We start from the raw sequence: 26,775 nt of genomic DNA on the forward strand, positions 1-26,775 counted from the left end.
CACCCGACGCACGAAGTCGGCGCGGGCGTCGAGATCCTCGAGCCAGACAAGCCACCAGTACGCGTCGGCGCAGTACTCGCACCGAATCGCGATACTCGACGCGGTCGACGGAGCCGGCTCCCGAACCCACACCGACTCGTAAGTGGTTCAAGCGACCGCTGATCGTGGCACCGCTGGCAATCGTGCTGGTGGTGGGAATTGCGTTGACGGCTTGGTTGTCTCCGGTGCTCTCGGTCCGGGGCACCGAAGTTCTCGGTGCGACGACCGTCAGTGAGGAACAGATCCTTTCGCTCCTGGCCGTACCGACCGGTCAGCCGTTGATGCGGGTAGACACCGGCGCCGCCGCCGCACGTGTGGCGACGATTCCGAAGGTGGCCTCGGCTCGTGTGCAGCGGATGTATCCGTCGACTATCCGCGTCACCGTCACCGAACGGGTACCGGTCGTCTTCGTCGACTCACCTGAGGGTGCACACCTGCTGGACGAGAAGGGCGTCGACTTCGAGATGGGCGTCCCGCCGCCCGGGGTTCCGCGTCTGGTGACACCGACGCCCGGGTGGAACGACGAGCCGACGCTTGCCGCGCTCGAGGTGTTGTCGGTGTTGCCGCCGGATCTGAGATTTCAAGTGGGAGAGGTTGCCGCTCGGTCGATTTCGAGTGTCACGCTGACTCTGCTCGACGGTCGCGTCGTAAACTGGGGCGGTGTCGAGCACTCGGATCGTAAGGCTGCTGTGACGCTTCCGCTGTTGACCCAACCGGGGCAGACGTACGACGTGTCCAGTCCCGATCTGCCGACGGTCCGATAGCGCACGGTGCAGCCGTGCGTCAGTGCGCAGCAAATACTTCGGTGTGTCTCGGCGCGCCTAATGGCGGAACGCGACGACGGTGCATAGCGTTTCGTTTCAGATCGAATACTTGACATAACTCTAACCCTGTGGTTGAGGTTTAGGGTTGTTCTCGAAGAGCATGAAGCTACAAAAACAGCAGTAACAAAGACAGCAGCACTGACAAGCAGCGTGAAACACGACACGGAAGGCGAGAGCCGATGACGCCCCCGCACAACTACCTCGCCGTAATCAAGGTCGTCGGCATCGGCGGCGGCGGCGTGAACGCAGTCAACCGCATGATCGAACAGGGACTCAAGGGAGTCGAGTTCATCGCGGTCAACACGGACGCGCAAGCCCTTCTGATGAGTGACGCCGACGTCAAGCTCGACGTCGGTCGTGAATTGACCCGTGGCCTCGGCGCCGGTGCCGACCCGGAAGTGGGTCGCAAGGCAGCCGAAGATCACAAGGACGAGATCGAAGAGGTCATCAAGGGCGCCGACATGGTGTTCGTGACCGCAGGCGAGGGCGGTGGCACCGGAACCGGTGGTGCCCCTGTCGTGGCAAGCATCGCCCGGAAGCTGGGCGCACTCACCGTCGGTGTCGTGACGCGACCGTTCTCTTTCGAGGGCAAGCGTCGTGGGGGACAGGCGGATACCGGAATCCAGGCGCTCCGCGAGTCCTGCGACACGCTGATCGTCATTCCCAACGATCGCCTGCTCCAGCTGGGTGACGCGGCCGTCAGCCTGATGGACGCGTTCCGCAGCGCGGACGAGGTTCTCCTCAACGGCGTCCAGGGCATCACCGACCTCATCACCACTCCGGGTCTGATCAACGTCGACTTCGCGGACGTCAAGGGTGTCATGTCCGGTGCCGGTAGTGCGTTGATGGGAATCGGTTCCTCGCGGGGTGAGGGACGCGCGATCAAGGCGGCGGAATCCGCGATCAATTCCCCGCTCCTCGAAGCTTCGATGGAAGGCGCCCGCGGCGTGCTTCTGTCGATCGCCGGCGGTAGCGATCTGGGCCTGTTCGAGATCAACGAGGCGGCTTCGCTGGTGCAGGAAGCTGCCCACATCGACGCCAACATCATTTTCGGAACGGTCATCGACGATTCACTCGGTGACGAGGTTCGTGTGACGGTCATCGCTGCGGGATTCGACGGAGGAGCTCCGGCTCGTCGTCCCGTGGAGTCGACCGCGCAGGGACGTGGAGCTATCGGCGCCGGGCGCGCGGGTGAGGTCGGCCGGTCACCGGTGGCCGCCGAACCTGCTGGCGAGCAGCCGATTTCCGCAGCGCGCGAGACCACCGGTTCGGGCAGCTTGCCTCCGATCGGTGGCCCCCGCCATGCGCCGGTCCAGGAAGACGAGGGCGACGACGACGTCGACGTGCCGGTCTTCATGCGTCGCTGACGTAGGGCTACAAACAGTTTCGAGAACAGGGTGCCCGGAATTTCTGGGTACCCTGTTCTTGACTGGATGTCCGGTCACGTCTGAGCCGGACGACAACTTTCGACGTTTGTGAGCACACTTATCTTGAGTACCGAGAAGTCGACCACCCGCACCCGCATTCGCCGCGTCGTGACCAGCCGAGCCGGTGGTGTTTCCGCGTCACCGTACGAGTCGTTCAATCTGGGCGATCACGTCGGAGACGATCCGGCAGCCGTCGATGCGAATCGCCGACGTCTGGCACGCGAAATAGGCGTCGAGCCTGACCATCTCGTGTGGATGGAACAAATCCATTCGCGCAACGTCACTGTCGTGACGGAACCGACCGACGAAGTGATTCCGGCGACGGATGCTCTGGTCACCACTGTTCCCGGCCTGGCGCTCGCCACCCTCAGTGCAGATTGTGTTCCCGTTCTGCTCTCCGACGAGGAGGCCGGTGTGATCGCGGCCGTTCATGCCGGACGGATCGGTGCCCGCATCGGTATCGTCCCGCGCGTCCTCGCGGAGATGGTGCGTCAGGGCGCGGACGTTTCGCGTATCGGCGCCTTCCTCGGTCCGGCTGCGAGCGGACGCCAGTACGAGGTTCCCGCTGCGATGCGCGCGGACGTGGAAAAGCACTTGCCGGGCAGCGCAACTCGCACCGAGAAGGGCACGCCGGGGCTCGATCTGCGTGCGGGACTGCGTAAGCAGTTGCTCGCCGCGGGTGTGTCCGGTGTCGCCGAGGACCCGCGGTGCACGATCGAGGATCGCGCGTTGTTCAGTCATCGCCGAGAATCTCTGACCGGGCGTCAAGCTGCAGTGATCTGGATGGAAGCGCCCGCAGCGCAGGAAACCGTCTAGGCAGAAATGCGCGAGACGGAAATGCGGCTGACAGAAATATCGACGGCACTCGACTCGGTGAGGGCGCGATTGGCGGCCGCCTGCCTTGCCGCCGGTCGCGAGGTTTCCGACGTAGCACTGCTGCCGGTGACCAAATTCTTTCCGGCGTCCGACGCTCGAATTCTGTACGAACTGGGTTGCCGTGAATTCGGTGAGTCGCGTGAGCAGGAAGCAGTGGAGAAGGTCGCGGACTTCGACGGCGCTGCACAGACGGGCGCGATCGATGATCCGGTTCGCTGGCACATGATCGGACAGTTGCAGCGCAACAAAGCTCGGTCGGTAGCGAAGTGGGCCTATGCAATTCACTCGGTGGACAGTGCGCGACTGGTCGATGCACTCGATCGGGCTGCGCTGAGTGCTTTGTCGGACGGTGAGCGCACGGAGCCGCTCCGGGCGCTCATCCAGGTAAGTCTCGACGGAGACCCCGCGCGTGGCGGAGTTCCGACGGGCGAGCTAACGCCTCTCGCCGAGCGGATCGAATCAGCCGAAGGTCTCGAATTCGCGGGACTGATGGCCGTCCCGCCGCTTGGATCAGATCCGGACGAGCAGTTCGAAATCCTCCGCAGGGCACATCTTTTGATCCTCGAATCGCATCCCCGGGCAACCGAACTCTCGGCCGGTATGACCGGCGATCTGGAGGCTGCAGTGCGCCACGGATCAACCTGCGTGCGTGTCGGAACCGCACTGCTCGGCTCACGACCAGTAATCTCGAGGTGATCGCTCAGGTGATCGCCCAACCCGTCCACACCGCTGCGACCGGTCGCAGTCGGATTGATTCCGCCGCGCCAAGGAAGGTCGATCAATGAGCAACCTGCATAAGTTCAAGGCTTACTTCGGCATGGTTCCCCTCGATGACTACGAGGACGAATACGTGGAGGAGCCCGATCAGGCTCGCCGCGCACCCCGTCGTAGTCACGACGGCTATGCCGAGCGCGACGACCGCGAGTTCGTCGAACCTGCCTTCTCGAAGGCGAGCTACGCGCCCAGTCGTCGTGACGAAGAGGACGCGGAGTTCGATCGCTACGATTCCCGGCCCCGCGTCGACACCGTTCCCAGCCGCAGCAGCCGCCCGGCGATGGCGCCGCGCCCGGCAAGCCGTGGCAACCTCGCGGTCGACGCGCGCGCAGAGCGACCCGAAGCGCGACGTGCGCCGGTTGTCGACGACGGCGGCCCGCTCGCCAAGATCACGACACTGCGTCCGCAGAGCTACGCAGAGGCCCGCACGATCGGTGAGCGGTTCCGGGACGGCACTCCCGTCATCATGGATCTGGTCGACATGAGCAACGCCGACGCGAAGCGTCTGGTCGATTTCGCGGCCGGCCTGGCGTTCGCATTGCGTGGTTCTTTCGACAAGGTAGCCACCAAAGTGTTTCTTCTCTCACCGGCCGACATCGACGTTTCCGCCGAGGAGCGCCGTCGGATCGCCGAGACGGGTTTCTACAGCCAGAAATGATGGTCTCGACCGCAGTCCGGCCCCTGAGCAGGGGTGACGTGAGCACATTCGAACGGCGGCCCGCCTCGGCGGACGCCGCATTCGGACCCATCGCCGGCCGTTACAAGACGGACTCGATGCGGACCGGTTCCGGAATTGCTGCGGTGTGTCTGTTTTGGACACACCGCAGAAGTCAGGCAGAGTGAGGGTGTGGACGCGCTTCTCTCTGTGATCTATCTGGTGCTGGTTGTCTTCTGGCTGTTGCTGATCGGCAGAGTGATCGTCGAGTTCGTTCGTTCGTTTGCCAGAGATTGGCGACCGACCGGATTGGTCGCAGTCATTCTCGAAACCATTTTTACGATCACCGATCCTCCGGTGAAACTGCTCCGCAGGTTGATCCCCCCGATCAACCTCGGTGGAGTTCGCTTGGATCTATCCATCATGGTCTTGCTTTTCATCGTCATCATCCTGATGTCGGTTGTTCGCTGAGCGCAGTCCGAGTGAGTGGTATGCCAGAATGGATGCCATAACTCATCCAGTGGTTCGCCACTACGTAGACTGTGTTGCAACTGAATGCTTGCTAGACCGCCAAATGACGCGTGAAGGGATCCTTCCATGCCGCAACTGACTCCAGCTGACGTGCACAACGTTGCGTTCAGCAAGCCGCCTATCGGCAAGCGTGGCTACAACGAGGACGAGGTCGACGCATTCCTCGACCTCGTCGAGCAGGCGCTGTCGCAGCTCATCGAAGAGAATGCGGACCTGCGCCAGCGCGTAGGTGAGCTGGATCAGGAGCTCGCGGCTGCCAAGAAGTCGCCGGCACCTGCTCAGCAGGCAGCACCCGTCGCAGCGCAGCCCAAGCCGGAGCCCGCTCGGGTCGTCGAACCGCCCAAGCCTGCACCTGTTGCAGCGCCGGTTCCCGCCGCCGCTGCCGTTGCAGCGCCGCAGAGTGGCGACACCCACATGCAGGCCGCAAAGGTCCTCGGACTGGCTCAGGAGATGGCGGATCGCCTCACCAACGATGCCAAGACCGAGTCCGAGCAGCTGCTCGGCAGTGCCCGCACCAACTCCGAGCAGCTCATGAGCGAGGCTCGCAGCAAGGCTGACGGCATGATCGCGGATGCGCGCAACAAGTCGGAGGCGATGCTCACCGACGCTCAGACTCGCTCCGAGACCCAGCTTCGCCAGGCTCAGGAGAAGGCAGACGCTCTCAAGGCGGACGCCGAGAAGAAGCACACCGAAATCATGGCGACCATCAACCAGCAGCGTTCGGTCCTCGAGGGCCGTATCGAGCAGCTCAAGACGTTCGAACGCGAGTACCGGGTGCGCCTGAAGTCCTACCTGGAATCGCAGCTCGAAGAGCTCGAACAGCGCGGCTCGGCCGTTCCGGTCGACGGTGGACAGGATTCCTACAGCCCGTCCTTCGCCAAGGGAAACAGCTGACCGAGAGCGCCCCGTCGGCTCAGCTATCGGACCGGACAAAGGTTGATACGTGCTGGTCGTGACGTTGGTTCTCGCGGGAGTTGGTTTCGCTCTCCTGATCGTCGCCCTGACCACAGGGTCGCTGATCTGGGCGTGGGCATGTATCGCGATTTGTGTAGCAGGTGCCGTCCTCCTGCTGGTCAGTGCGCTGACCAGCAGGAAGGCGGTTCCTTCGTTGGATGACCCGGCATCGGGCAGCGGAATGTCGTCGCCTTACGGTCGAGTCGAGAGTTCCTCGAATTCGTCGATCGACGATGCAGCCACCGCCAACGATGACAATCAGAGAAATCATGGCGAGTCGCCGGGTGGCCCCGACAAGTCCTAGGGCGAGTTCCGACAAGGTCCAGGACGAGTATTAGACTGTCCAACACGAATACCAGGCTGTGATCCGGCAATCACCGGGGAGCTTTCGGAAGAACGGTTCTTGTCGCTTCAGGCGCCCAGAACTCAGTAGAACCGAACGGGTGAGCCCGTCACAGCTCGATCGAGTGGCACCTCGGGATCCAAGCGCGGATCTACGGGGTGCAAACGGGGTGGTACCGCGGTGTCGGCGCACAAGCGCCACGTCGTCCCCGTGCCGAGTCCGACTGGCACGAGGAGATCGCCATGGCGAGTAACGGGTATCCCAAAGTCGACTACGGTGTCCCCGCCGACACCGGAGTCAAGTTCCCCGAACTGGAACAGAAAGTCCTGAAACAGTGGGACGACGACGACACCTTCCGTGCGTCGGTTTCCAATCGGGACGGCAACGAAGAGTTCGTTTTCTACGACGGACCGCCCTTCGCAAACGGTTTGCCGCATTACGGTCACCTGCTGACGGGGTACGTCAAGGACCTGGTGCCGCGCTTCCAGACCATGCGTGGACGCAAGGTCGAGCGACGCTTCGGCTGGGACTGCCACGGACTGCCCGCAGAACTCGAAGCGGAGAAGCAACTCGGCATCAAGGACAAGGCCGAGATCGAAGTCATGGGTCTGGCCAAGTTCAACGAGTACTGCAAGGCCTCGGTGCTCAAGTACACCGACGAGTGGCGCGACTACGTCACCCGCCAGGCACGTTGGGTCGACTTCGACAACGACTACAAGACCCTGGACGTCGACTTCATGGAGTCCGTCATGTGGGCCTTCAAGGAGCTGCACGACAAGGGCCTGATCTATCAGGGCTTCCGCGTGCTGCCCTACAGCTGGTACGAGCAGACTCCGCTGTCCAATCAGGAGACTCGTCTCGACGACGCGTACAAGATGCGTCAGGATCCTGCAGTCACGGTCGACATGCCGCTGGTCGCTCCGGGTTCACCATTGGACGGCGCAAACGCGATCATCTGGACCACGACTCCGTGGACACTGCCGTCCAACTTGGCCACTGCGGTTCATCCCGAGGTCGACTACGTCCAGGTGCTCGGCGAGGACGGAAAGCGGTACGTGCTCGCGGAAGCACGGGTTGCTCATTACGCACGTGAGCTGGGGGAGGACCCCGAGGTCGTTTCCCGTCACAAGGGCGCCGAGTTGGTCGGACTGTCGTACACACCGCCGTTCGACTTCTTCCTCGGACATCCGAACGCGCACGTCGTGCTTTCGGCCGACTACGTGACAACCGATTCCGGAACCGGAATCGTCCACCTCGCACCGGCTTTCGGTGAGGAGGATATGGATGTCGCCACGGCCAACGGTATCGAGGTCGTGCAGCCGCTCGATCCGGGTGGAAAGTTCACCTCGATGGTTCCGCCGTACGAGGGCTTGATGGTCTTCGACGCCAACCCGGTCATCATCAAGGACCTCAAGGCCGCTGGAAAGCTGCTGCGGCACGAGACGATCGAGCACTCGTACCCGCACAGTTGGCGCAGTGGGCAGCCGCTCATCTACATGGCGGTTCCCTCGTGGTTCGTCGCGGTCACCAAGTTCCGCGATCGCATGGTCGAGCTGAACAAGGACATCACGTGGGTGCCCGAGCACATCCGTGACGGCCAGTTCGGCAAGTGGCTCGAAGGTGCACGCGACTGGAACATCAGCCGAAACCGCTACTGGGGCAGCCCGATCCCGGTGTGGGTGTCGGACGATCCGCAGTACCCGCGTACGGACGTCTACGGATCGCTCGATCAGTTGGAGGCAGACTTCGGTGTGCGTCCGACCGATCTGCATCGCCCGATGATCGACGACCTGGTCCGCCCGAACCCCGACGACCCGACCGGGAAGTCGATGATGCGCCGCGTTCCCGAGGTGCTCGACTGCTGGTTCGAATCCGGTTCGATGCCGTACGCGCAGGTGCACTACCCATTCGAGAACCGTGAATGGTTCGAGGGCCATTTCCCGGGCGATTTCATCGTCGAGTACAACGGGCAGACTCGCGGCTGGTTCTACACGCTGCACGTGCTGGCCACCGCACTCTTCGATCGTCCGGCGTTCAAAACCGTTGCTGCGCACGGCATCGTGCTCGGCGACGACGGACTCAAGATGAGCAAGTCCAAGGGCAACTACCCGGACGTGAAGGAGGTGTTCAACCGCGACGGCAGCGATGCCATGCGATGGTTCCTGATGTCTTCGCCGATCTTGCGCGGCGGAAACCTCATCGTGACCGAGCAGGGCATCCGCGAAGGTGTGCGTCAGGCATTGCTCCCGCTGTGGAACGCCTGGAGCTTCCTGCAGTTGTACGCGCCGGAATCCGGTGTGTGGCGTACCGATTCGGAGAACATCCTCGATCAGTACATCCTGGCCAAGCTCGCTACCACCCGCGACGTGATCACCGAGGCCCTCGAGGTCAACGACATCGCCGGCGCGTGCGACGAGCTTCGGTTGTTCTGTGACGCACTCACCAACTGGTATGTGCGACGGTCGCGTTCGCGGTTCTGGGACGAGGATCGCGACGCGATCGACACCCTGCACACCGTGCTCGAGGTCGTGACGCGTCTCGCTGCGCCGCTGTTGCCGCTGGTGTCCGAGGTGATCTGGCGCGGGCTGACCGGGGAGCGCTCGGTTCACCTGGCTGATTGGCCCGAGGCGTCGGAGCTCCCCGCGAACCCCGAGCTGGTAGCGGCGATGGACGACGTCCGGACCGTGTGCTCCACGGTGCTGAGCCTGCGCAAGGCGCAGAATCTGCGTGTTCGTCTTCCGCTGCCCGAGGTCACGGTTGCGGCGCCGGATGCCGAGCGTCTGCGTCCGTTCCTCGGACTGATCGCCGACGAGGTCAACGTCAAGAAGGTCGATCTGACCGATGACGTCGACGTGCACGGGCGCTTCGAGATCGCGGTCAATGCGCGTGCTGCAGGACCGCGTCTGGGCAAGTCCGTTCAGACTGTCATCAAGGCGGTCAAGGCGGGCGACTGGACCGAGAACGCGGACGGCGTCGTGGTTGCGGCGGGCATCGAACTGCTGCCCGAGGAGTACACGCAGAAACTGGTTGCGGCCGAGCCGGATTCGACGGCAGCACTGCCGGACGGTGCGGGACTGGTCGTACTCGATTCCGCTGTGACGGAGGAACTCGAAGCCGAGGGATGGGCCAAGGACCGTATCCGTCAGTTGCAGGATGCGCGCCGTGCTGCCGGTTTCGACGTCTCGGACCGGATCAACGTCGTGCTCGAGGTTCCGCAGGACTGCAAGGAGTGGGCGGAGCGTCATCGCGAATTGATCGCCGGTGAGGTTCTGGCCACCTCCTTCTCGGTGGGTGAAGCGGGAGACGACGCCGTCGATCTCGGTGAGGGTATCCGCGCCGCAATCACGAAGGTCTAGTACCGACGCGACTACTCCGGCTCTCCGATGAATGTCTGTATGTCGGGGAGCCGGAGTAGTTTGCTCTCATGAGCACGAGCAAGGAAACCGTGGCGCGCATTCTCGAGCAGTTGGAACCGCTCGACGTGCGGGCAAGGGCGATGTTCGGCGAGTACGGATTGTATTGCGACGAGAAGATCGTGGGCTTGATCTGCGGAGACGTTCTGTTCGTCAAACCCACCGAGGTCAGTACGGAGTTCGGATCAGAGGCTGATCTGGCTCCGCCGTACCCGGGAGCGAAGGATTATTACCGGGTGACGGAGGAACGGTTGCAGGACCTCGATCACCTGCACGCCTTCATTCAACGGACTGCCGACGTATTGCCCCTGCCGAAGAAGAAGTCGCCGAAGAAGAAGGCGCGGACGTAAATTCTGCACCTACTTTTGAGAGAACCGTAACGCCCGATGAATCAAGGTGATCCCACACGAAGTCGTAGGTGGGTGCTGCATCTCGACATGGATGCGTTTTTCGCTTCCGCCGAGCAGTTGACGCGTCCCACTCTGCGAGGTCGCCCGGTGCTGGTCGGCGGCTTGGGCGGGCGCGGGGTGGTGGCCGGGGCAAGTTACGAAGCGAGAGTTTTCGGTGCGCGTTCGGCAATGCCTATGCATCAAGCACGCCGGATGGTCGGTGGTGGAGCGGTGGTACTGCCGCCACGGATGTCCCTGTACTCGGTTCTCAGTAAACGCACGTTCGACGCGTTGCGCCTTCGTATGCCGATCCTCGAGCAACTGTCGGTGGACGAGGCTTTCGGGGAACCGGTGGAGTTGGCCGGTGTCGGAGCTGACGAGGTCCGCGCGTTTTGCGAGGACCTGCGGGCGTTGATCAAAGCCGAGACCGGGTTGGTCGCTTCGATCGGGGCCGGCGCAGGTAAGCAGGTCGCCAAGATCGCGTCGGGACTGGCAAAGCCCGACGGCGTCGCAGTGATTCCTCCCGGGATGCAGCACGAGTTGCTCGATCCACTGCCGGTGCGAAAGCTCTGGGGGATCGGTCCCGTCGCCGAGGAAAAGCTCAAGCGTCTCGGCATCGAAACCATCGGTGGGTTTGCCCGCACTCCCATAGCGGAGGTGGCGTCGATACTGGGAACCACTGTCGGTCCGGGGTTGCATCGGCTCGCACAGGGGATCGACGATCGGCCGGTCGCCGAGCGTGCCGAATCCAAGCAGATCAGCGCGGAATCCACTTTCGCCGCAGACATCGTCACGATGGCGCAACTGCGCGCCGCCGTCGAAAGTAGTGGTCGTGCAGCATTTTCCAGGCTGGAGAAGGACGGAAGAGCTGCTCGCACCGTCGTACTGAAGCTCAAGAAGTCCGATATGAGTATCTTGACTCGATCCGTGACGCTGCCGTTTGCCACCATCGACCGCCAAATCCTCATCGCGACTGCGCAGAAACAGGTCATCGATCCACAGGAATTGGGGCCGATTCGCCTGGTCGGTGTGGGATTCGCCGGTTTGTCCACCGTTCGGCAAGGATCACTTTTTCCCGAGTTGGATCAGGATGTTCCCGGCTATCCGGTCGAGACTCTCACGGGCGCCCTCGATGAGGCCGAACTCGACGTTCCGGTGGCAGCACGTGTCCCTCAGCGCTACTGGCACCCCGGTTTGGACGTGAAGCATCCAGAATACGGACACGGTTGGGTGCAGGGCGCCGGGCACGGTGTGGTCACCGTTCGCTTCGAAACCCGTTCCAGCGGAACGGGAATCGCCAAAACTTTTGCCGAATCCGATGAGGTGCTCGAGGTAGCAGATGCGGTCGACAGCCTTCTCTGAGGATGTCCTTAGACTTTTTCCGCTTACCGTTGGGTAATGTTGTCGACGATCCTCGAGCAAGCACGATGTTCGACTGACGCTCGAATGTGAACACCCGAATGGATAGGACTGAGAAGTTGAAGCTTCAGAAGATGACCGTTGCAGCCGTGGCGATCGCAGCAGCCCTGACGATGACCGCGTGTGGTTCAGACGGAGGAGACTCCGACAAGACGACTTCGGCGAAGCCCACGACCACCACCTCTGCGGCACCCACGTCCGAGGTTGTTCTGCCGACCGCCCCTGAGCTCAACGCCAAGGTCGCTCAGGCACTCGACGAGAGCGTTCCGGCCGCAGACAAGGTCAACCTCGTCCAGGGCGCCGAGGCTGATCCCGAGCTGATCAACCAGGTCGCCGCTGCCGCCAAGGCTGCCGGCGCGCAGGTCGAGATCCTCGACCCGGTCACCGACACGGGCAGCGAGACGGCAGCAGCTTCGCTGAACATCGTCGTCAACGGCCAGCCGCTGCAGCAGGGCCTGCAGGCTTCGTTCGTCTACGAAGACGGCGTCTGGAAGCTCTCGAAGACCACCGCTTGCCAGATCGTCGGCGTTGCAGGTCTGACCTCGCCGGCTTGCGCTGCTTGATCTCTCGGTAACACCTGAAACACCAGAGCGGCCGCCGACTCCCGAAGGGGAGTGGGCGGCCGCTCTTCACGTGGTAAGCGACGTCAGTGATGGAATCCCTCGGTGACGCGCGGCCGCGGCATCGGGCTGTCCAGTTCGTCGAGGAACGCGGTTTCCTCTTCGATGATGCGCAGCAGATTGGCCGCCAGGTCCATGCTCAGTCCGTTACGAACCACGATGCGCTGCACTGTCAGATCCGCGAGATCGTCCGGCATGGGGTAGGCCGGCACCAACCAGCCCTTGCCTCGCAACCGGTCCGAGAGGTCGTACAGCGTCCAGTTGGACGTGTGCCCCTCGGCGAGGCGCCACGCGAAGACCGGGATGTCGGAACCGTCGTTCCACAATTCGAAGGCGTCGAGCTTCCCGATTCCTTCGGCGAGGAATTTCGCCACGTCCTGTGAGGACTGCTGGATCGCGCGATAGCCGTCGTGGCCGAGACGCAGGAACAAGTAGAACTGCAGGATCACCTGAGCACCGGGCCGCGAGAAGTTCAGCGCGAAGGTCGGCATACTGCCGCCGAGGTAGCTCACCTTGAACACGAGGTCGTCGGGAAGTAGATCCTGCGATCGCCAGACCACCCAGCCGAGGCCGGGATAGACGAGTCCGTACTTGTGCGCCGAGGTGTTGATGGAGTGCACGCGCGGGAGCCGGAAATCCCATTCGAGTTCCGGCTGTAGGAACGGGGCGATCATTGCGCCGGAAGCGCCGTCGACGTGGATGGGAACGTCGAGTCCCGTCTTTTCCTGGATCGCGTCGAGTGCCTTCGAGATTTCCAGGACCGGCTCGTACATCCCGGTGTACGTGACACCCATGATCGCGATTACGCCGATGGTGTTCTCGTCGACGTACTCGTCCAGATCGTGACCGTCGAGGGTCCGGTGTTCCTCGCTGATCGGCACGTAGCGCGCCTCGACGTCCCAGTAGTTGCAGAATTTCTCCCAGCACACCTGGACGGCGGAACTCATGATGAGATTTGGTTTTTCGGTGGACTTCCCCGCGGCTTTTCGTGCGTGCTGCCAGCGTCGTTTCATCGCCAGGCCACCGAGCATGCACGCCTCGGACGAACCGATCGTCGAGGTACCGATTGCGTCCTTGGGGGAGGGCGAGTGCCAGAGGTCGGCAAGGATGCGCCAGCAATAGGTTTCGATCGCGGCGGTCTGTGGATACTCGTCCTTGTCGATCATGTTCTTGTCGAACGACTCGGCATACAGTTTGGTGGCGTGATCGTCCATCCACGTGCTGACGAACGTCGCGAGATTGAGCCGCGCATTGCCGTCGAGCATCGTTTCGTCGTGGACGATCTGATACGCGGTCTCGGGAAGCATGCCGTCGGGTTCGAGTGTGTACTTCGATGCAACCGAATCCTCGCCAGGCCTCGAGAAGATCGGATTGACGGCTACGTAATCGGTGTGATCTGACCTTCTGGGTTCCGGCATGAACTCTGGCTCCTCACATCAGTGTGTCGCGTTGGTCTGTTTCGTACCTACTCTCACCGTTCAGTGTGGACGGGCAGTTGTCAAAGGGTCTGTGGTCCCGAATCATTCGCGTAAGGCCGAGACGGGACTATTCCGCTCGTTGTCAGGGCGTTTGTGCGCGCAGGCGATCGGCGGCGGCCGATGCCATCGAGTGCAGCACGTCGGGGGCGATCGGACTCGGCGCAGTTGCGGACACCTGGGTCAACGTGGTCCCGACTGCGGCCACGATCGCATCGGCGACCAAGGTGAAACCGCCACTCTCCGTGATGATTCGGAAAGCGAAAGACGCGTCGCCGACGTTCGGTTGCGACGCTCCGCCGACGCGATAGGTGATTGTCGTTCCGTCGGCATCGGTTCCTGAATACTCCGCACACCCGGCCAGCGTGGTCTGAAGTTTCTCGAAAGCTGCTGCTGCCGCGGTGCCGTCGGCGTACGAAGCAGAGTCCTGATCGATGCTCGTGAAATCGGGGCCGGTGAACATGTCGGAGAGGTCGGCGACGGATCCGGCGGCCTGGGTGGCTATCGGTGCCAGAACCTGAGCGCAGACGGCGGGGTCGGTGCTCGACTTGTCCGCCTCCGAACTCTCCGGCGCCGGTGCGAGGCCGAGGTCGTCGACCGGGTCGGGAACTATGTCGAAGTCCGCAGGTAGTTCGGAGAGGGTGAGCGCGGCTCGTTGCAGCGCATCACGGTCGAGAGGTGTCCCGCTCAGCGGTGCGGCCGGAGCAGCCGTGAACGGCGCCAAGCCGACCTGTGGGGCGGAAACCTGCGTAGTTGTGTCAGCACTAGGAGAGTCGTCCGAGCCGCAACCGGTCACGACGAACAGTGCCGCCGTTGCTGTCAGGCCCAGTGCGAGCGACCGGCGTGTCACGATTCCCACCGAATGCTGTTGGAGATCGTCTGCCGGATCACCGAGGAGCTGTCCGGATCGCCGTACGCCTGGTCGCCGCCGACGGTCATCTGTCCGGCGATCGGCAAGGGGAGTGAGAGGTCGACGGTGAGGTTTCCGGAGCCGGCCATGACGTACTGATCGATGTTCAGCGTTCCGGCGTCACCGGCCAGGTTCCAGACCGGGCTCTGCGGGGTCTGCGATACGTCCACCGCGAGCGAAAGCCGATTGCCCTCCCGCGCGGTGAGCGTGACGGTGGTTGTCTGATCGAGCAGGATTTCACTGCTGACTTGTTGTCGAACCACCCAACGTGCGCCGACACCGACCGGAGCGTCGGGGAGTGCAACGGTCCGGTAGACCGCTTGGCCGAGCGCCTGTTCGATTGCAGCGCGGGCAGCATTGGCCGAGTTGGCGGACGGCTTCAACCGTAGGGCGGTGATGGCGCCCGAATCCGTGACCGACAATCCGGCCGCAGATCCGTCGGCCCCGCTCAGCGCTGCCTGCAGCGTTGCATCCGGCGAGGTCATCGACGACAGCGTCAGGTCCACGACAGCGGTGGGATCGTCAGCGGTCACGTTTGCCGAGAGCGGGATCGTGATCTCCGGCGAAGAGAAATCTTGTGCCGGCTGTTGATCGATCTGCTGACTCACGACCGCCTGGGTGACGAGCGTCGCCGTCTGCGTGGTGCCGACAGGCAAGTTCATGCGCAGTACCTCGCGCGGTTCGCTTCCCCCATCGAGTACCTCGACGGTGGCGGCGGTCACCGGAACAGTGACTTCGCTCGGCGACGAGGTAGGTGCGGTGGGAGGTTGATCCGAGTCGCCGCAAGCGGTGAGAACGGTGGTGAGAGCGAGGGCAGCGAGGGCGAACGGAACTCGTCGGCCGGTCGTGGACAGCAGTGGCACGCGCTCCAGGCTAGCCGCAGTTGCAGAGTGCGTGACCCGGTGCGGTGAACATGAGGGATGATGGTTGCGTGAGTACAGACCACCCAGACCGAGATGTCAACGCGGAGGATCAGCCGATTACCGAAATCTCGAAGGCCGACGAGCCCGAAACCGTGAAACCGGAAGCCGTGAAATCGGAAGACGGTGACCTGGCGGTTGCGCCGGTCGCAAAGCCCCGCCGGCTGACCATGCTCATTGCCATCGCCGCTGTCATCCTGCTCTCGGACATTCTCACGAAGGTGTGGGCAGTCGCCGCGGTCAAGCCGGGGCAGCCGATCGAAATCATCGGTGACGTGGTCACATTCACGATGGTGCGCAATCCCGGTGCAGCGTTCTCGATGGCAACGTCGATGACGTGGATCCTCACCCTCGTCGCCATCGGTGTCGTCATCGGTGTGATCAAGATCGGTCGCACGCTCCGATCACCGTGGTGGGCGCTCGGTCTCGGCCTCGTTCTCGGCGGCGCGCTGGGTAACCTCGTCGACCGATTCTTCCGCTCTCCCGGAATCATGCGCGGACATGTGGTGGACTTCGTCTCCGTCGGTTGGTGGCCCGTGTTCAACATCGCGGATTCCGCGATCGTCTGTGGCGCGATCCTGCTCGTCGTACTGACTCTTTTCGGCTTCGAACCCAACGGTGAACGCCTGCGTGATCACAAGGCGGACGACAAGAAGCTCATCGAATCGAAGGCCGCAGCCGAGGGAGAAACCAAGTGAGGGAATCCCGTTCGATGCCCGTGCCCGACGGCCTCGACGCCATGCGGGTTGATGCCGGCCTGGCGCGCCTCCTCGGACTCTCGCGCACCGTGGTCGCGACACTCGCGGAAGAAGGCTCGGTACTCGTCGACGGTGTGGCGGTCGGCAAGTCCGATCGTCTGACCGCAGGGTCGTGGCTCGAGGTTGTCCTGCCCGAACCGCCGCGGCCCCTGACCATCGAGGCGACACCGGTCGAGGGGATGGAGATCCTCTACGCCGACGACGACGTCGTGGCAGTCGACAAGCCCGTCGGAGTTGCCGCGCACGCCAGCGTCGGGTGGACGGGACCGACCGTCATCGGCGGACTTGCCGCGGCCGGTTTCCGTATCTCGACGTCCGGTGCCCACGAGCGTCAGGGCATCGTCCACCGTCTGGACGTCGGAACGTCGGGTGTCATGGTGGTTGCCACCTCCGAGCGCGCATACACCTTGCTCAAGCGCGCTTTCAAGCAGCGGACCATCGACAAGCGCTACCACGCTCTCGTGCAGGGACACCCCGACCCGAGCAGCGGAACCATCGACGCCCCCATCGGACGCCACCACGGGAACGACTGGCGATTCACGGTCACGGCCGACGGCAAGCCCAGCGTCACGCACTACGACACCATCGAGGCGTTCCAGGCAGCGAGTCTGCTGGACGTGCACCTCGAAACCGGTCGCACACACCAGATCCGTGTCCACTTCTCGGCGTTGCGCCATCCGTGCTGCGGCGACCTGACCTACGGCGCGGACCCCCGACTTGCCGAGAGGCTCGGTCTCGAACGCCAGTGGCTGCACGCAGTCTCGCTCGGCTTCGCCCACCCGGCGGACGGTCGCTGGGTCGAGATCAAGAGCAAGTACCCGAAGGATCTCGAACACGCACTCGAAGTTCTCCGGTCCTCATGACACCGCGCGGGCTTACCCCCGCGCTGGCCGTCGTCGCGGTGGTGGTCGGCGTGGCGGCGGTGGTGGGCGTGGGGTTCGCGAATCCCGTGCCGACCCCGCCGATCACGACGGACACTCTCGGTCCGGACAGTGGGGAAGCTGTGCCGGGCTACCTCGAGCGAGCGCGAGATTCTGTCGCGTCGGTCGACGGGCCGGTGTGGGCGTTGGTCTCGTTCACGAAGGCACTCACCGTCGACGAGGTCATCACGTCGACCAGCAGTGTTCAGGTGCCGGGCGCTGAGGTCTCGGGCGTTCGCGTGTCCAGGGTCATGTTCCGAGTTCCGATCGAGCGCGTCCAGACGCCGCTCATGTCCGTGCCCGTTCCCGACAACGACGAAGCAGTGCGCAGATCGCCCGGTGTTGCAGCCACGCGACTGATCTCGCTCGGCGGCGACACCGATCGTCAGCAACAGGTGGCGCTCGCGTCGGCGAAGCAATTGTCCGCCGGGTGCGCCTGCGCGGTGGGCGTGCTGGTGCGAGCTACTCCCGAAGGACTCGAAGCGATCGAACATGACTCGAACGTCCGTGCAGTGGAAGCATTGCCGTCCGACGCCTCGCCGTGGTTGGCGGCCGTCCGTCCATTGCTGCCGGAGTACGTGGACGTCGTTGCTCCCGGCCCCGACGACGGCCCGGTCCCGTGAACTCCGGTTCCGTGAACTCCGGTTCTGTGAACAAGGACGAACGCGCTAGGTCCGGTTCGTCCTCGGGGATCTTCTACGGTGTGGCGGCTTTCCTGTTGTGGGGAACGTTCCCGGCATTCTTTGGGCTACTCGACTTCGCCGATCCGGTCGAGATCCTTGCGCACCGGGTGGTGTGGACCCTTCTGTTAATGCTGATCGTGTTGGCCTTTGCCGGCCGCCTCGGATCGCTTCGCGGAATCAGCGCACGCACCTGGCTGCTGGTGACCGCGGCATCAGCGGCGATCGCGGTGAACTGGGGAACGTACATCTATGCCGTGGTGTCAGGCCGCGTCGTGGAGGCGGCCCTCGGGTACTTCATCAACCCGCTGGTCACTGTTCTGCTCGGCGTCGTGATCTTCCGCGAACGATTGCGCCGCGCTCAGATCGCTGCCCTTGTTCTCGCTGCAACGGCAGTTGTCGTGATCACGGTCGACTTCGGTAAACCGCCGATCGTCGCATTGGTGCTCGCCGGTTCGTTTGCCACCTACGGGCTGGTCAAGAAGGTGGTTCCGCTCGATCCCCGAACCAGTTTGACTGCCGAGGGAGTCGTCGCCGCACCCTTCGCGGTCGGCTACCTCGTGTTTCTCGGCCTGACCGGGGCCGGTGCCTTCATCAGCAGCGGCGCCGGACACAGCCTGTTGCTGCTTGCCGCCGGCCCGGTCACTGCACTGCCCCTGCTCCTGTTCGGCGTCGCCGCTCAGCGAGTTCCCTTGGCGACGATGGGCATGCTGCAGTACCTCACCCCGGCGCTGCAGATGGCGTGGGGTGTGGCCGTCATGCACGAGGACATGCCGGCCTCACGCTGGATCGGCTTCGTTCTGATCTGGGCTGCGCTGGTGATCTTCACGACAGATACCTTCGTCGCCAGTCGACGTTCGCGGCGTTCGATGAGGTCGAGCGCCGAACCTGAGGTTCCGGTCACGTGATCGGAGGCGGCACACTGCGACTCCTCGATGGCGGTCGCCGAACGTGTCGGCAACGCGGCATACACTCGATCTCGCTCCCAGACCTTCAGAGAGGCGCACGTGGCTGACTCGTTCGTACATCTTCACAATCACACCGAGTACTCGATGCTCGACGGTGCGGCCAAGGTCGGCGCCATGTTCGAGGAGGCCGCTCGTCTCGAAATGACCGCTGTCGGCATGACCGACCACGGAAACATGTACGGCGCCAGCCAGTTCTACAACGAGGCCAAGAGTGCCGGCATCAAGCCGATCATCGGCATCGAGGCGTACATCGCACCCGAGTCTCGCTTCAACACCAAACGAGTTCTCTGGGGAGATCGCAGCCAGAAGTCCGACGACGTCTCCGGTAGCGGTGCGTACACGCACATGACGATGGTGGCCGAGAACGCCACGGGGCTCCGAAACCTCTTCAAGCTGTCTTCTCTCGCGTCAATCGAGGGACAGCTCGGCAAGTGGCCTCGCATGGACGAGGAACTCATCGCGGCGCACGCCGAGGGCATTATCGCCACCACCGGTTGCCCTTCGGGTGAGATTCAGACGCGTCTTCGTCTCGGTCACGATCGCGAGGCTCTCGAAGCTGCCGCGAAGTGGCAGGAGATCTGGGGACCGGACAACTTCTTCCTCGAACTGATGGATCACGGTCTCTCGATCGAGCGCCGGGTGCGCGAGGGTCTGCTCGACATCGGCAAGCAACTCGGTATCCCGCCACTTGCCACCAACGACTGCCATTACGTCACCAAGGACGCCGCCGAGAACCACGAGGCGCTGCTCTGTATCCAGACCGGCAAGACGCTGTCCGACCCCACGCGCTTCAAGTTCGACGGCGACGGCTACTACCTCAAGTCCGCTGCCGAGATGCGCGCCATCTGGGACAACGAAGTACCGGGGGCGTGCGACAACACCGTTGCCATCGGCGAGCGTGTGCAGTCGTACGAGGACGTGTGGGCGTTCCACGACCGCATGCCGATCTTCCCGGTCCCGGAGGGTCACACGCAGCAGACCTTCCTGCGCGCCGAGGTGATGCGCGGACTCGATCGCCGCTTCCCGAGCGGACCTCCGCAGGAGTACCTCGCCCGCGCCGACTACGAGATCGGCGTCATCAACGAAATGGGCTTCCCGGCCTACTTCCTGGTGGTCGGCGACCTGATCAACCACGCCAAGGACGTCGGAATCCGCGTCGGGCCCGGCCGTGGATCGGCTGCCGGTTCGTTGGTGGCCTACGCGATGGGTATCACCAACATCGACCCCATCCCGTACGGGTTGCTGTTCGAGCGATTCCTCAACCCCGAGCGTGTGTCCATGCCAGATATCGATATCGACTTCGATGATCGCCGTCGCGGCGAGATGGTTCGCTACGCGACGGACAAGTGGGGCAACGACAAGGTCGCCCAGGTCATCACCTTCGGCACCATCAAGACCAAGGCTGCCATCAAGGACTCGGCTCGCGTCCAGTTCGGCAAGCCGGGCTTTGCCATCGCCGATCAGATCACCAAGGCGCTCCCGCCGCCCATCATGGCCAAGGACATCTCGGTTTCCGGTATCACCGACCCGAAGCACGAGCGGTACAAGGAGGCAGTCGAGGTTCGAGCGCTCATCGACTCCAGCCCGGACGTCGCGAAGATCTACAAGACCGCGGTGGGTCTGGAAGGGCTGATCCGTAACGCCGGTGTGCACGCCTGCGCGGTCATCATGTCGTCCGAACCGCTCACCGACGCAATCCCGGTCTGGAAGCGCGCCCAGGACGGCGCCATCATCACCGGTTGGGACTACCCATCGTGTGAAGCTATCGGCCTGCTCAAGATGGACTTCCTCGGTCTGCGAAACCTCACGGTTATCGGCGATACGCTCGAGAACATCAAAGCCAACCGCGGCATCGACCTGGACCTCGACACGTTGCCGATGGACGATGCGGCAACATACGAACTGCTCGCCCGCGGCGACACTCTCGGTGTGTTCCAGCTCGACGGCGGCGGTATGCGCGAGTTGCTGAAACTGATGCAGCCCACCGGATTCGGCGACATCGTCGCCGCATTGGCGCTGTATCGACCGGGACCGATGGGTGTGGACGCCCACATCTCGTACGCCAAGCGCAAGAACGCCTTGGAAGACGTCAAGCCGATTCACCCCGAGCTGGAGGAGCCGCTCGCGGAGATCCTCTCGGAGACGTACGGCCTGATCATCTACCAGGAGCAGATCATGCAACTGGCGCAGAAGGTGGCCGGTTACACCCTGGGTCAGGCCGACTTGCTGCGTCGCGCCATGGGTAAGAAGAAGCTGTCCGAGCTGGAAAAGGCCTACGCCGGCTTCCGGCAGGGCATGTTGGACAACAACTTCAGCGAAGCCGCCATCAAGGCGCTGTGGGACACGGTCCTTCCCTTCGCCGGGTACGCGTTCAACAAGTCGCACTCCGCCGGCTACGGACTCGTGTCGTACTGGACTGCGTACCTCAAGGCGAACTACCCGGCCGAGTACATGGCAGGTCTGCTGACCTCCGTCGGTGACGACAAGGACAAGTCCGCGATCTACCTCGCAGACTGCCGCAAGTTGGGCATCACAGTTCTCCCACCGGACGTCAACGAGTCACGCGTCGACTTCGCGACGGTCGGCGACGACATCCGTTTCGGTATGGGGTCGGTGCGCAACGTCGGCGCCAACGTCGTTGCCTCGATCATCAAGGCGCGCACCGAGAAATCGAAGTTCACCGATTTCTCCGACTATCTCGGCAAGATCGACGCGATGGCATGCAACAAGAAGGTCACCGAATCTCTCATCAAGGCCGGTGCCTTCGACTCGTTGGGTCACCCGCGCAAGGGCCTGATGTTGGTTCATGCCGACGCCATCGATTCCGTGATGAGCACCAAGAAGGCAGAGGCGATCGGACAGTTCGACCTCTTCGGCGGTGCCGAGGCGGACGAGTCGATCACCTCGGTGTTCGACGTCAAGATTCCTGACGAAGAGTGGGACTCCAAGCATCGCCTGGCACTCGAACGAGAAATGTTGGGGCTGTATGTCTCCGGCCATCCGCTCAACGGAGTCGAGCACATTCTTCGCCAGCAGTCCGACACGTCCATCGCTGCGATACTCGAAGGCGGCGTTCAGGACGGTGCCCAGGTAACTCTCGGCGGAATCATTGCCTCGGTGGACCGTCGGGTCAACAAGAACGGTCTGACCTGGTGCATCGTGCAGCTCGAAGACCTCGTGGGTGGAATCGAGGTGCTGTTCTTCCCGCAGGCCTACGCCGTGTACGGGATGGACATCGCCGAGGATGCCATCGTGTTGGTCAAGGCTCGCGTTTCGATCCGAGACGATCGGATGTCGCTGATCGGCAACGACCTTGCGGTGCCTGATATTTCGGCGATCGGGGTCGCGCGCCCCCTGTCGGTCTCGCTGCCGCTTCGGCAATGCACCAAGGACAAGCTCAGTGCTCTCAAGCAGGTGCTGACGAGGCACCCCGGAACATCCGACGTTCACGTTCGGCTGATCGGTGGAACCGAGATCAGCTTGTGGAAGGTCGACGACGTCCTTCGGGTCGAACCATCCTCGGCTTTGATGGGCGACCTGAAGGCATTACTCGGGCCGAGCTGTCTGACGGTCTGACCGCCGATCGAGCGGATCTGAACCGAACGAAGGGACCTTGCTGCATCAGCAGCAAGGTCCCTTCGTGGTTCGCGGGAGATCGGGGAGTGGGGTGATCAGGTGGTGCGTGAGTAGTACACGCGACGCGCCCACCAGGTGACCACGGCTGCTGTTGCGGCAGTCAGTACGGCTACCTGCATCGACTGGGTGACAGCTCCGGCGACCACGAACAGCACAAAACCGACCGCGAGAGCTTCGATCTTGTACAGCGGCCACCGAGTCCCGGCCAGATCGACGAAATGGTCGGACGAGGGGCGTGATTCGCGAGTGGAGATATCTGCGGTAGTCATCTCGTCCCTTTCTCGGTGCAGTCTGTTCTCGCTGCGGCCTGGTTAGCGATACGGCTGTTCGAAGCTGTGGTTTCAGAGTAACCAGAGATGAGAGTTCGGGCAAGCGAACTTTATTGATCGGCAGCTCACTTAATCGATCAACCAGGGGAGTGTGCCGACGACGGACCTGGTCGGTGTGGTTCGGTGGCCAAGGTGCTCGAGTGGGTGTTCACTGGTACACATGCCAATCACAGGTGAGTACGAACCCAGTCCAGCGTCGTGGGCCGCCGATCAGGTCGCACGCATCGAGAACTCGGGTGGCACCGAGGGAAACGACATGAACGGCATGCCCGTCGTCGTTCTCACGACCGTCGGGGCAAAGTCCGGCAAGGTCAGGAAGACGCCGCTGATGCGCGTCGAGCACGACGGCTCGTATGCCGTTGTGGCTTCGCTCGGTGGCGCCCCGAAGAATCCGGTCTGGTACTACAACGTCAAAGCCGACCCGCACGTCACGCTGCGTGACGCGACGCAGGTCTTCGACCTGGTTGCTCGGGAAGTCACCGGCGACGAGAAGGCGGTCTGGTGGGAGCGCGCTGTCGCTGCGTACCCCGACTACGCCGATTATCAGACGAAGACCGATCGTGAGATTCCGGTGTTCGTGCTCGAACCCAAGTAACCCCGCATTCCACAAGAAGCGCTGCATCAATCACAAGTAAATCGTCACTCCCGGGGGTCGGCGATCCCGACTCCCGTGAGTGTGTCATGGAGGTCTGATGAGTCCGAAAACCGTTGCAGATCAATTGGTTCAGCAGCTCGTTGACGCGGGTGTCAGTCGGATCTACGGCATTGTCGGTGACAGTCTCAATCCCATCGTCGATGCGGTTCGTCGCACCGGTGGTTCCGAGAAGGGCGGAATCGATTGGATACACGTCCGGCATGAGGAAGCAGCCGCCTTTGCGGCCGCAGCGGATGCCCAGATCACCGGAAAACTCGCAGTGTGTGCCGGATCCTGCGGTCCCGGAAACCTTCACCTGATCAACGGCCTGTACGACGCTCATCGTTCGGGCGCGCCGGTCCTCGCGATCGCCTCGCACATCCCCAGCGCCCAGATCGGAATGGGCTACTTTCAGGAAACGCATCCCGAGCGGATCTTCATCGAATGTTCGAGTTACACCGAACTCGTCAGCACGGCAGTCCAATCACCTCGCGTGGTGCAGTCGGCGATTCAGCATTCGGTGGCTCGAAACGGCGTCTCGGTGATCGTGCTTCCCGGGGACATCGCCGATTGTCCGGCAGAAGGCACCCCGCCGACGCTCGTCGAAACCCGAAGGCCGACAGTCGTTCCGGATGCCGGTGACGTCAAGGCGTTGGCAGATGTGATCAACGGCTCGCGTAAGGTTGCGATCTTCGCCGGCGCGGGCGTGCGAGATGCGCGCGCGGAGGTTCTGGCGTTGGCCGAAACCGTCGGCGCTCCCATCGGGCATTCACTGCGTGGCAAGGAATGGATCCAGTACGACAATCCATACGACGTCGGGATGACCGGATTGCTCGGTTACGGTGCGGCGCACGACGGTATCCACGGCGCCGATCTCCTGCTCCTGATCGGTACGGACTTTCCCTACGATCAGTTCTTGCCCGACGACGTTCGTACCGCTCAGATCGACATCGCGGCCGAGCGGTTGGGGCGTCGAACCAGCCTGGACCTGGCTGTGCACGGCGACGTCGCGAGCACCTTGAATGCACTGATTCCGCAGCTCGATCGCAAGACCGACCGCGGGTTCCTGGAGGACACGCTCGCCAAGCACAACACTTTGATGACCAAAGTGGTTGGTGCATACACGGATCCGGTCAAGCAGCGCACGCCGATTCACCCCGAGTATGCGGCCTCGATCTTGGACGATCTGGCAGCCGACGACGCAATCTTCACCGCCGACACCGGGATGTGCAACGTGTGGACGGCGCGCTATCTCAATCCGAACGGATCGAGACGCTTCATCTCCTCGGCGCTGCACGGATCCATGTCCAATGCGCTCCCACACGCGATGGGTGCTGCATGGTCGAGTCCGGGGCGTCAGGTCATCTCGGTGTCGGGCGACGGTGGATTGTCGATGCTGCTCGGTGAGTTGGTCACCGTCGCGATGTACAAGTTGCCGGTCAAGATCGTGGTGTTCAACAACTCGACGCTCGGAATGGTCAAGCTCGAGATGCTGGTCGACGGCCTTCCGGATTTCGGGGTCGACGTGCCCGCGGTCGACTACGCGGCGGTTGCTGCTGCGCTCGGTATCTTTTCGCGCCGAATCGAGAATCCCGCGGACATCGAAGCGGGCCTACGCGCCGCGCTCGATCACGACGGTCCAGCCTTGGTGGATCTGGTGACCGATCCGTTGGCATTGTCGTTGCCGCCCACCATCACCGGTGGTCAGATGAAGGGCTTCGCTTTGGCGATGTCGAAGATGGTGATGAACGGCGGCGTCGGCGAGGCAGTACAGATGGCCAAGTCGAATCTGCGGAACGTGCCACGTCCTTCACAGTTGGATCCGCGCGGCTGACCTACCGCCACCCTGCCTCGCAGACCATGCGGGGCGGGGTGGTGGGAAGGTTGATCTCCGACGTGCGAAAATGGCGGGGTGTCTAACTCGCCCGATGTCGTAGTAACGAAGTCCACCGTCCCCGCGCTCGACGCGCAGGAGATCGACGCGGCCATCGAGCGAATTCAGCACGTCATTGCGGCGACACCCCTGCAGTACAGCGATCGTCTTTCGGCGTTGACCGGGGCACACGTGTATCTCAAGCGTGAGGACCTCCAGGGCGTTCGTTCGTACAAGATTCGTGGCGCGTACAACCTGATCGCTCAGCTCAACGAGGCCGAACGCGGTGCCGGCGTAGTGACTGCCAGTGCCGGTAACCATGCGCAGGGTGTTGCTTTCGCGTGCCGAACGATGCAGATCAAGGGTCGGATCTACGTTCCGGCCAATACCCCCAAGCAGAAGCGTGATCGCATCCGCGCCCACGGCGGAGCGTTTGTCGAACTGTTCATGATCGGTGAGACCTATGACGCCGCCGCTGCTGCGGCCGCGGAGGACGTAGCCGAAACTGGCGCAACCATGGTTCCGCCGTTCGACGACGTGCGCACCGCTGCGGGGCAAGGAACCATTGCAGCGGAGATTCTGACGCAATTGGACGCCCCTCTCGACACGATCGTCGTGCCGGTCGGCGGTGGCGGTTGCATTGCGGGCATCGCCACCTACCTGCACGAGCGGTCGCCGAAGACGTCGATCGTCGGGATCGAGCCGTCCGGCGCGGCGTCCATGACGGCCGCTCTTGTTGCCGGGGGCCCGGTGACTCTTCCCGACGTCGATCCATTTGTCGACGGAGCAGCGGTCAAGAGGATCGGCGATGTTCCCTACGAGGTCGTTTCACGTCTGGGTGCCGCCGTCGTGTCGCACGCGTCGTTGCCGCTCGTTGCTCGTCAACTTCAGACGCGGTCCGGTTCGGGATCGTTTGTCGTCAATCAGATCGACGAGGGCGCTATCTGCACGGCGATGCTCGAGCTGTATCAGAGCGAGGGCATCATCGCCGAACCTGCGGGTGCGCTTTCCGTTGCGGCACTTCAGAATTTGACGTTCGAGCCGGGTTCGACCGTCGTGTGCCTGATCTCCGGTGGCAACAACGACGTCTCCCGTTACGGCGAAATTCTCGAGCGTTCGCTCGTTCACCTCGGGCTCAAGCACTACTTCCTGGTGGACTTTCCGCAGGAACCGGGAGCGTTGCGTCGCTTCCTTTCGGACGTGCTGGGGCCGGACGACGACATCGCGCTGTTCGAGTATGTCAAGCGAAACAATCGCGAGACGGGTGCCGCGTTGGTGGGTATCGAACTCGGTTCCGCCGACGGTTTGGCGGCGTTACTCGAGCGGATGGAGCGCGCGCCGATGCAGTCCGAGAGGCTCGAGCCGGGAAGCCCGGCGTACCGCTATCTGACGTAAGGGACGCCCCCGG

24 protein-coding genes are annotated in these 26,775 nt (G+C 62.9%); 20 read left to right on the plus strand and 4 right to left on the minus strand.

Annotation, left to right across the window (positions count from 1 at the left end):
* Positions 1–164: 164 nt before the first annotated feature.
* The 12 genes from AC1Q61_RS14810 (at position 165) to AC1Q61_RS14865 (ending at position 12,207) form a co-directional block, all read left to right on the plus strand.
* Positions 165–803 (plus strand): cell division protein FtsQ/DivIB, encoded by a 639-nt coding sequence (locus tag AC1Q61_RS14810; protein ID WP_007733212.1) that lies wholly within the window; start codon positions 165–167, stop codon positions 801–803.
* Between the two features lie 239 nt (positions 804–1,042).
* Positions 1,043–2,230, plus strand: a complete 1,188-nt coding sequence (gene ftsZ / locus AC1Q61_RS14815; protein ID WP_003941788.1) for a cell division protein FtsZ — start codon at positions 1,043–1,045, stop codon at positions 2,228–2,230.
* Between the two features lie 108 nt (positions 2,231–2,338).
* Entirely contained in the window at positions 2,339–3,106 is a 768-nt protein-coding gene (gene pgeF, locus AC1Q61_RS14820; RefSeq protein ID WP_051649556.1) for a peptidoglycan editing factor PgeF, read from the plus strand.
* A 6-nt stretch (positions 3,107–3,112) separates the two neighbouring features.
* Positions 3,113–3,862, plus strand: a complete 750-nt coding sequence (locus AC1Q61_RS14825; protein ID WP_007733204.1) for a YggS family pyridoxal phosphate-dependent enzyme — start codon at positions 3,113–3,115, stop codon at positions 3,860–3,862.
* Between the two features lie 85 nt (positions 3,863–3,947).
* On the plus strand, positions 3,948–4,598 hold the full coding sequence (locus tag AC1Q61_RS14830) for a cell division protein SepF (protein WP_003941752.1): 651 nt from the start codon (positions 3,948–3,950) through the stop codon (positions 4,596–4,598).
* 189 nt (positions 4,599–4,787) lie between these two features.
* Positions 4,788–5,066, plus strand: a complete 279-nt coding sequence (locus AC1Q61_RS14835; RefSeq protein WP_003941780.1) for a YggT family protein — start codon at positions 4,788–4,790, stop codon at positions 5,064–5,066.
* A gap of 126 nt (positions 5,067–5,192) precedes the next feature.
* Positions 5,193–6,020 (plus strand): DivIVA-like cell division protein Wag31, encoded by an 828-nt coding sequence (gene wag31 / locus AC1Q61_RS14840; protein WP_003941722.1) that lies wholly within the window; start codon positions 5,193–5,195, stop codon positions 6,018–6,020.
* A 49-nt stretch (positions 6,021–6,069) separates the two neighbouring features.
* Positions 6,070–6,384, plus strand: a complete 315-nt coding sequence (locus AC1Q61_RS14845) for a hypothetical protein (RefSeq protein ID WP_007733197.1) — start codon at positions 6,070–6,072, stop codon at positions 6,382–6,384.
* A 281-nt stretch (positions 6,385–6,665) separates the two neighbouring features.
* Positions 6,666–9,779: an isoleucine--tRNA ligase gene (ileS, locus tag AC1Q61_RS14850; protein ID WP_042921931.1), complete on the plus strand. Its 3,114-nt coding sequence runs from the start codon at positions 6,666–6,668 to the stop codon at positions 9,777–9,779.
* A 68-nt stretch (positions 9,780–9,847) separates the two neighbouring features.
* Complete coding sequence (locus tag AC1Q61_RS14855; RefSeq protein WP_003941748.1) at positions 9,848–10,186, plus strand: TfoX/Sxy family protein; 339 nt, start codon at positions 9,848–9,850, stop codon at positions 10,184–10,186.
* A gap of 36 nt (positions 10,187–10,222) precedes the next feature.
* Positions 10,223–11,587, plus strand: coding sequence for a DNA polymerase IV (locus tag AC1Q61_RS14860; RefSeq protein WP_042452844.1), 1,365 nt, complete (start codon positions 10,223–10,225; stop codon positions 11,585–11,587).
* 116 nt (positions 11,588–11,703) lie between these two features.
* Positions 11,704–12,207, plus strand: coding sequence for a WKL family lipoprotein (locus AC1Q61_RS14865; protein ID WP_047270137.1), 504 nt, complete (start codon positions 11,704–11,706; stop codon positions 12,205–12,207).
* 83 nt (positions 12,208–12,290) lie between these two features.
* Here AC1Q61_RS14865 and gad read toward each other — a convergent pair whose 3' ends face one another.
* From gad to AC1Q61_RS14880, 3 genes are all read right to left on the minus strand, one after another.
* On the minus strand, positions 12,291–13,682 hold the full coding sequence (gene gad, locus AC1Q61_RS14870) for a glutamate decarboxylase (protein ID WP_492650922.1): 1,392 nt from the start codon (positions 13,680–13,682) through the stop codon (positions 12,291–12,293).
* Positions 13,683–13,824: 142 nt separating this feature from the next.
* Positions 13,825–14,598, minus strand: coding sequence for a sensor domain-containing protein (locus AC1Q61_RS14875; RefSeq protein ID WP_492650921.1), 774 nt, complete (start codon positions 14,596–14,598; stop codon positions 13,825–13,827).
* The gene (locus AC1Q61_RS14880; RefSeq protein ID WP_060938914.1) at positions 14,586–15,512 is read right to left on the minus strand and encodes a hypothetical protein; all 927 of its coding nucleotides are present in this window, start codon (positions 15,510–15,512) and stop codon (positions 14,586–14,588) included. The genes AC1Q61_RS14875 and AC1Q61_RS14880 overlap by 13 nt, the downstream gene beginning before the upstream one ends.
* A gap of 68 nt (positions 15,513–15,580) precedes the next feature.
* Here AC1Q61_RS14880 and lspA point away from each other — a divergent pair, with 68 nt between their 5' ends.
* The 5 genes from lspA (at position 15,581) to dnaE (ending at position 22,471) form a co-directional block, all read left to right on the plus strand.
* The gene (gene lspA, locus AC1Q61_RS14885; protein WP_492654890.1) at positions 15,581–16,267 is read left to right on the plus strand and encodes a signal peptidase II; all 687 of its coding nucleotides are present in this window, start codon (positions 15,581–15,583) and stop codon (positions 16,265–16,267) included.
* Positions 16,264–17,190: an RluA family pseudouridine synthase gene (locus AC1Q61_RS14890; RefSeq protein WP_007733161.1), complete on the plus strand. Its 927-nt coding sequence runs from the start codon at positions 16,264–16,266 to the stop codon at positions 17,188–17,190. Before lspA ends, AC1Q61_RS14890 begins: the two co-directional genes overlap by 4 nt.
* Entirely contained in the window at positions 17,187–17,870 is a 684-nt protein-coding gene (locus AC1Q61_RS14895; protein ID WP_019748857.1) for a hypothetical protein, read from the plus strand. The genes AC1Q61_RS14890 and AC1Q61_RS14895 overlap by 4 nt, the downstream gene beginning before the upstream one ends.
* Before the next feature lie 11 nt (positions 17,871–17,881).
* Entirely contained in the window at positions 17,882–18,835 is a 954-nt protein-coding gene (gene rarD, locus AC1Q61_RS14900) for an EamA family transporter RarD (protein WP_029255546.1), read from the plus strand.
* Between the two features lie 99 nt (positions 18,836–18,934).
* Entirely contained in the window at positions 18,935–22,471 is a 3,537-nt protein-coding gene (dnaE, locus tag AC1Q61_RS14905; protein ID WP_003941755.1) for a DNA polymerase III subunit alpha, read from the plus strand.
* Between the two features lie 95 nt (positions 22,472–22,566).
* Here dnaE and AC1Q61_RS14910 read toward each other — a convergent pair whose 3' ends face one another.
* Complete coding sequence (locus tag AC1Q61_RS14910) at positions 22,567–22,800, minus strand: hypothetical protein (protein ID WP_019748854.1); 234 nt, start codon at positions 22,798–22,800, stop codon at positions 22,567–22,569.
* Between the two features lie 220 nt (positions 22,801–23,020).
* Between AC1Q61_RS14910 and AC1Q61_RS14915 the strand changes: the two genes are divergently transcribed.
* The 3 genes from AC1Q61_RS14915 to ilvA all read left to right on the plus strand — a co-directional run bounded on the left by AC1Q61_RS14915 (position 23,021) and on the right by ilvA (position 26,762).
* A complete protein-coding gene (locus AC1Q61_RS14915) occupies positions 23,021–23,455 on the plus strand; it encodes a nitroreductase family deazaflavin-dependent oxidoreductase (RefSeq protein WP_492650920.1) in 435 nt (144 codons plus the stop codon).
* Between the two features lie 97 nt (positions 23,456–23,552).
* The gene (locus AC1Q61_RS14920) at positions 23,553–25,328 is read left to right on the plus strand and encodes a pyruvate dehydrogenase (protein WP_042921830.1); all 1,776 of its coding nucleotides are present in this window, start codon (positions 23,553–23,555) and stop codon (positions 25,326–25,328) included.
* Between the two features lie 78 nt (positions 25,329–25,406).
* Positions 25,407–26,762 (plus strand): threonine ammonia-lyase IlvA, encoded by a 1,356-nt coding sequence (ilvA, locus tag AC1Q61_RS14925; RefSeq protein ID WP_007733150.1) that lies wholly within the window; start codon positions 25,407–25,409, stop codon positions 26,760–26,762.
* Positions 26,763–26,775: the final 13 nt, after the last annotated feature.

This window comes from Rhodococcus sp. MPR-R1B (assembly GCF_058793255.1).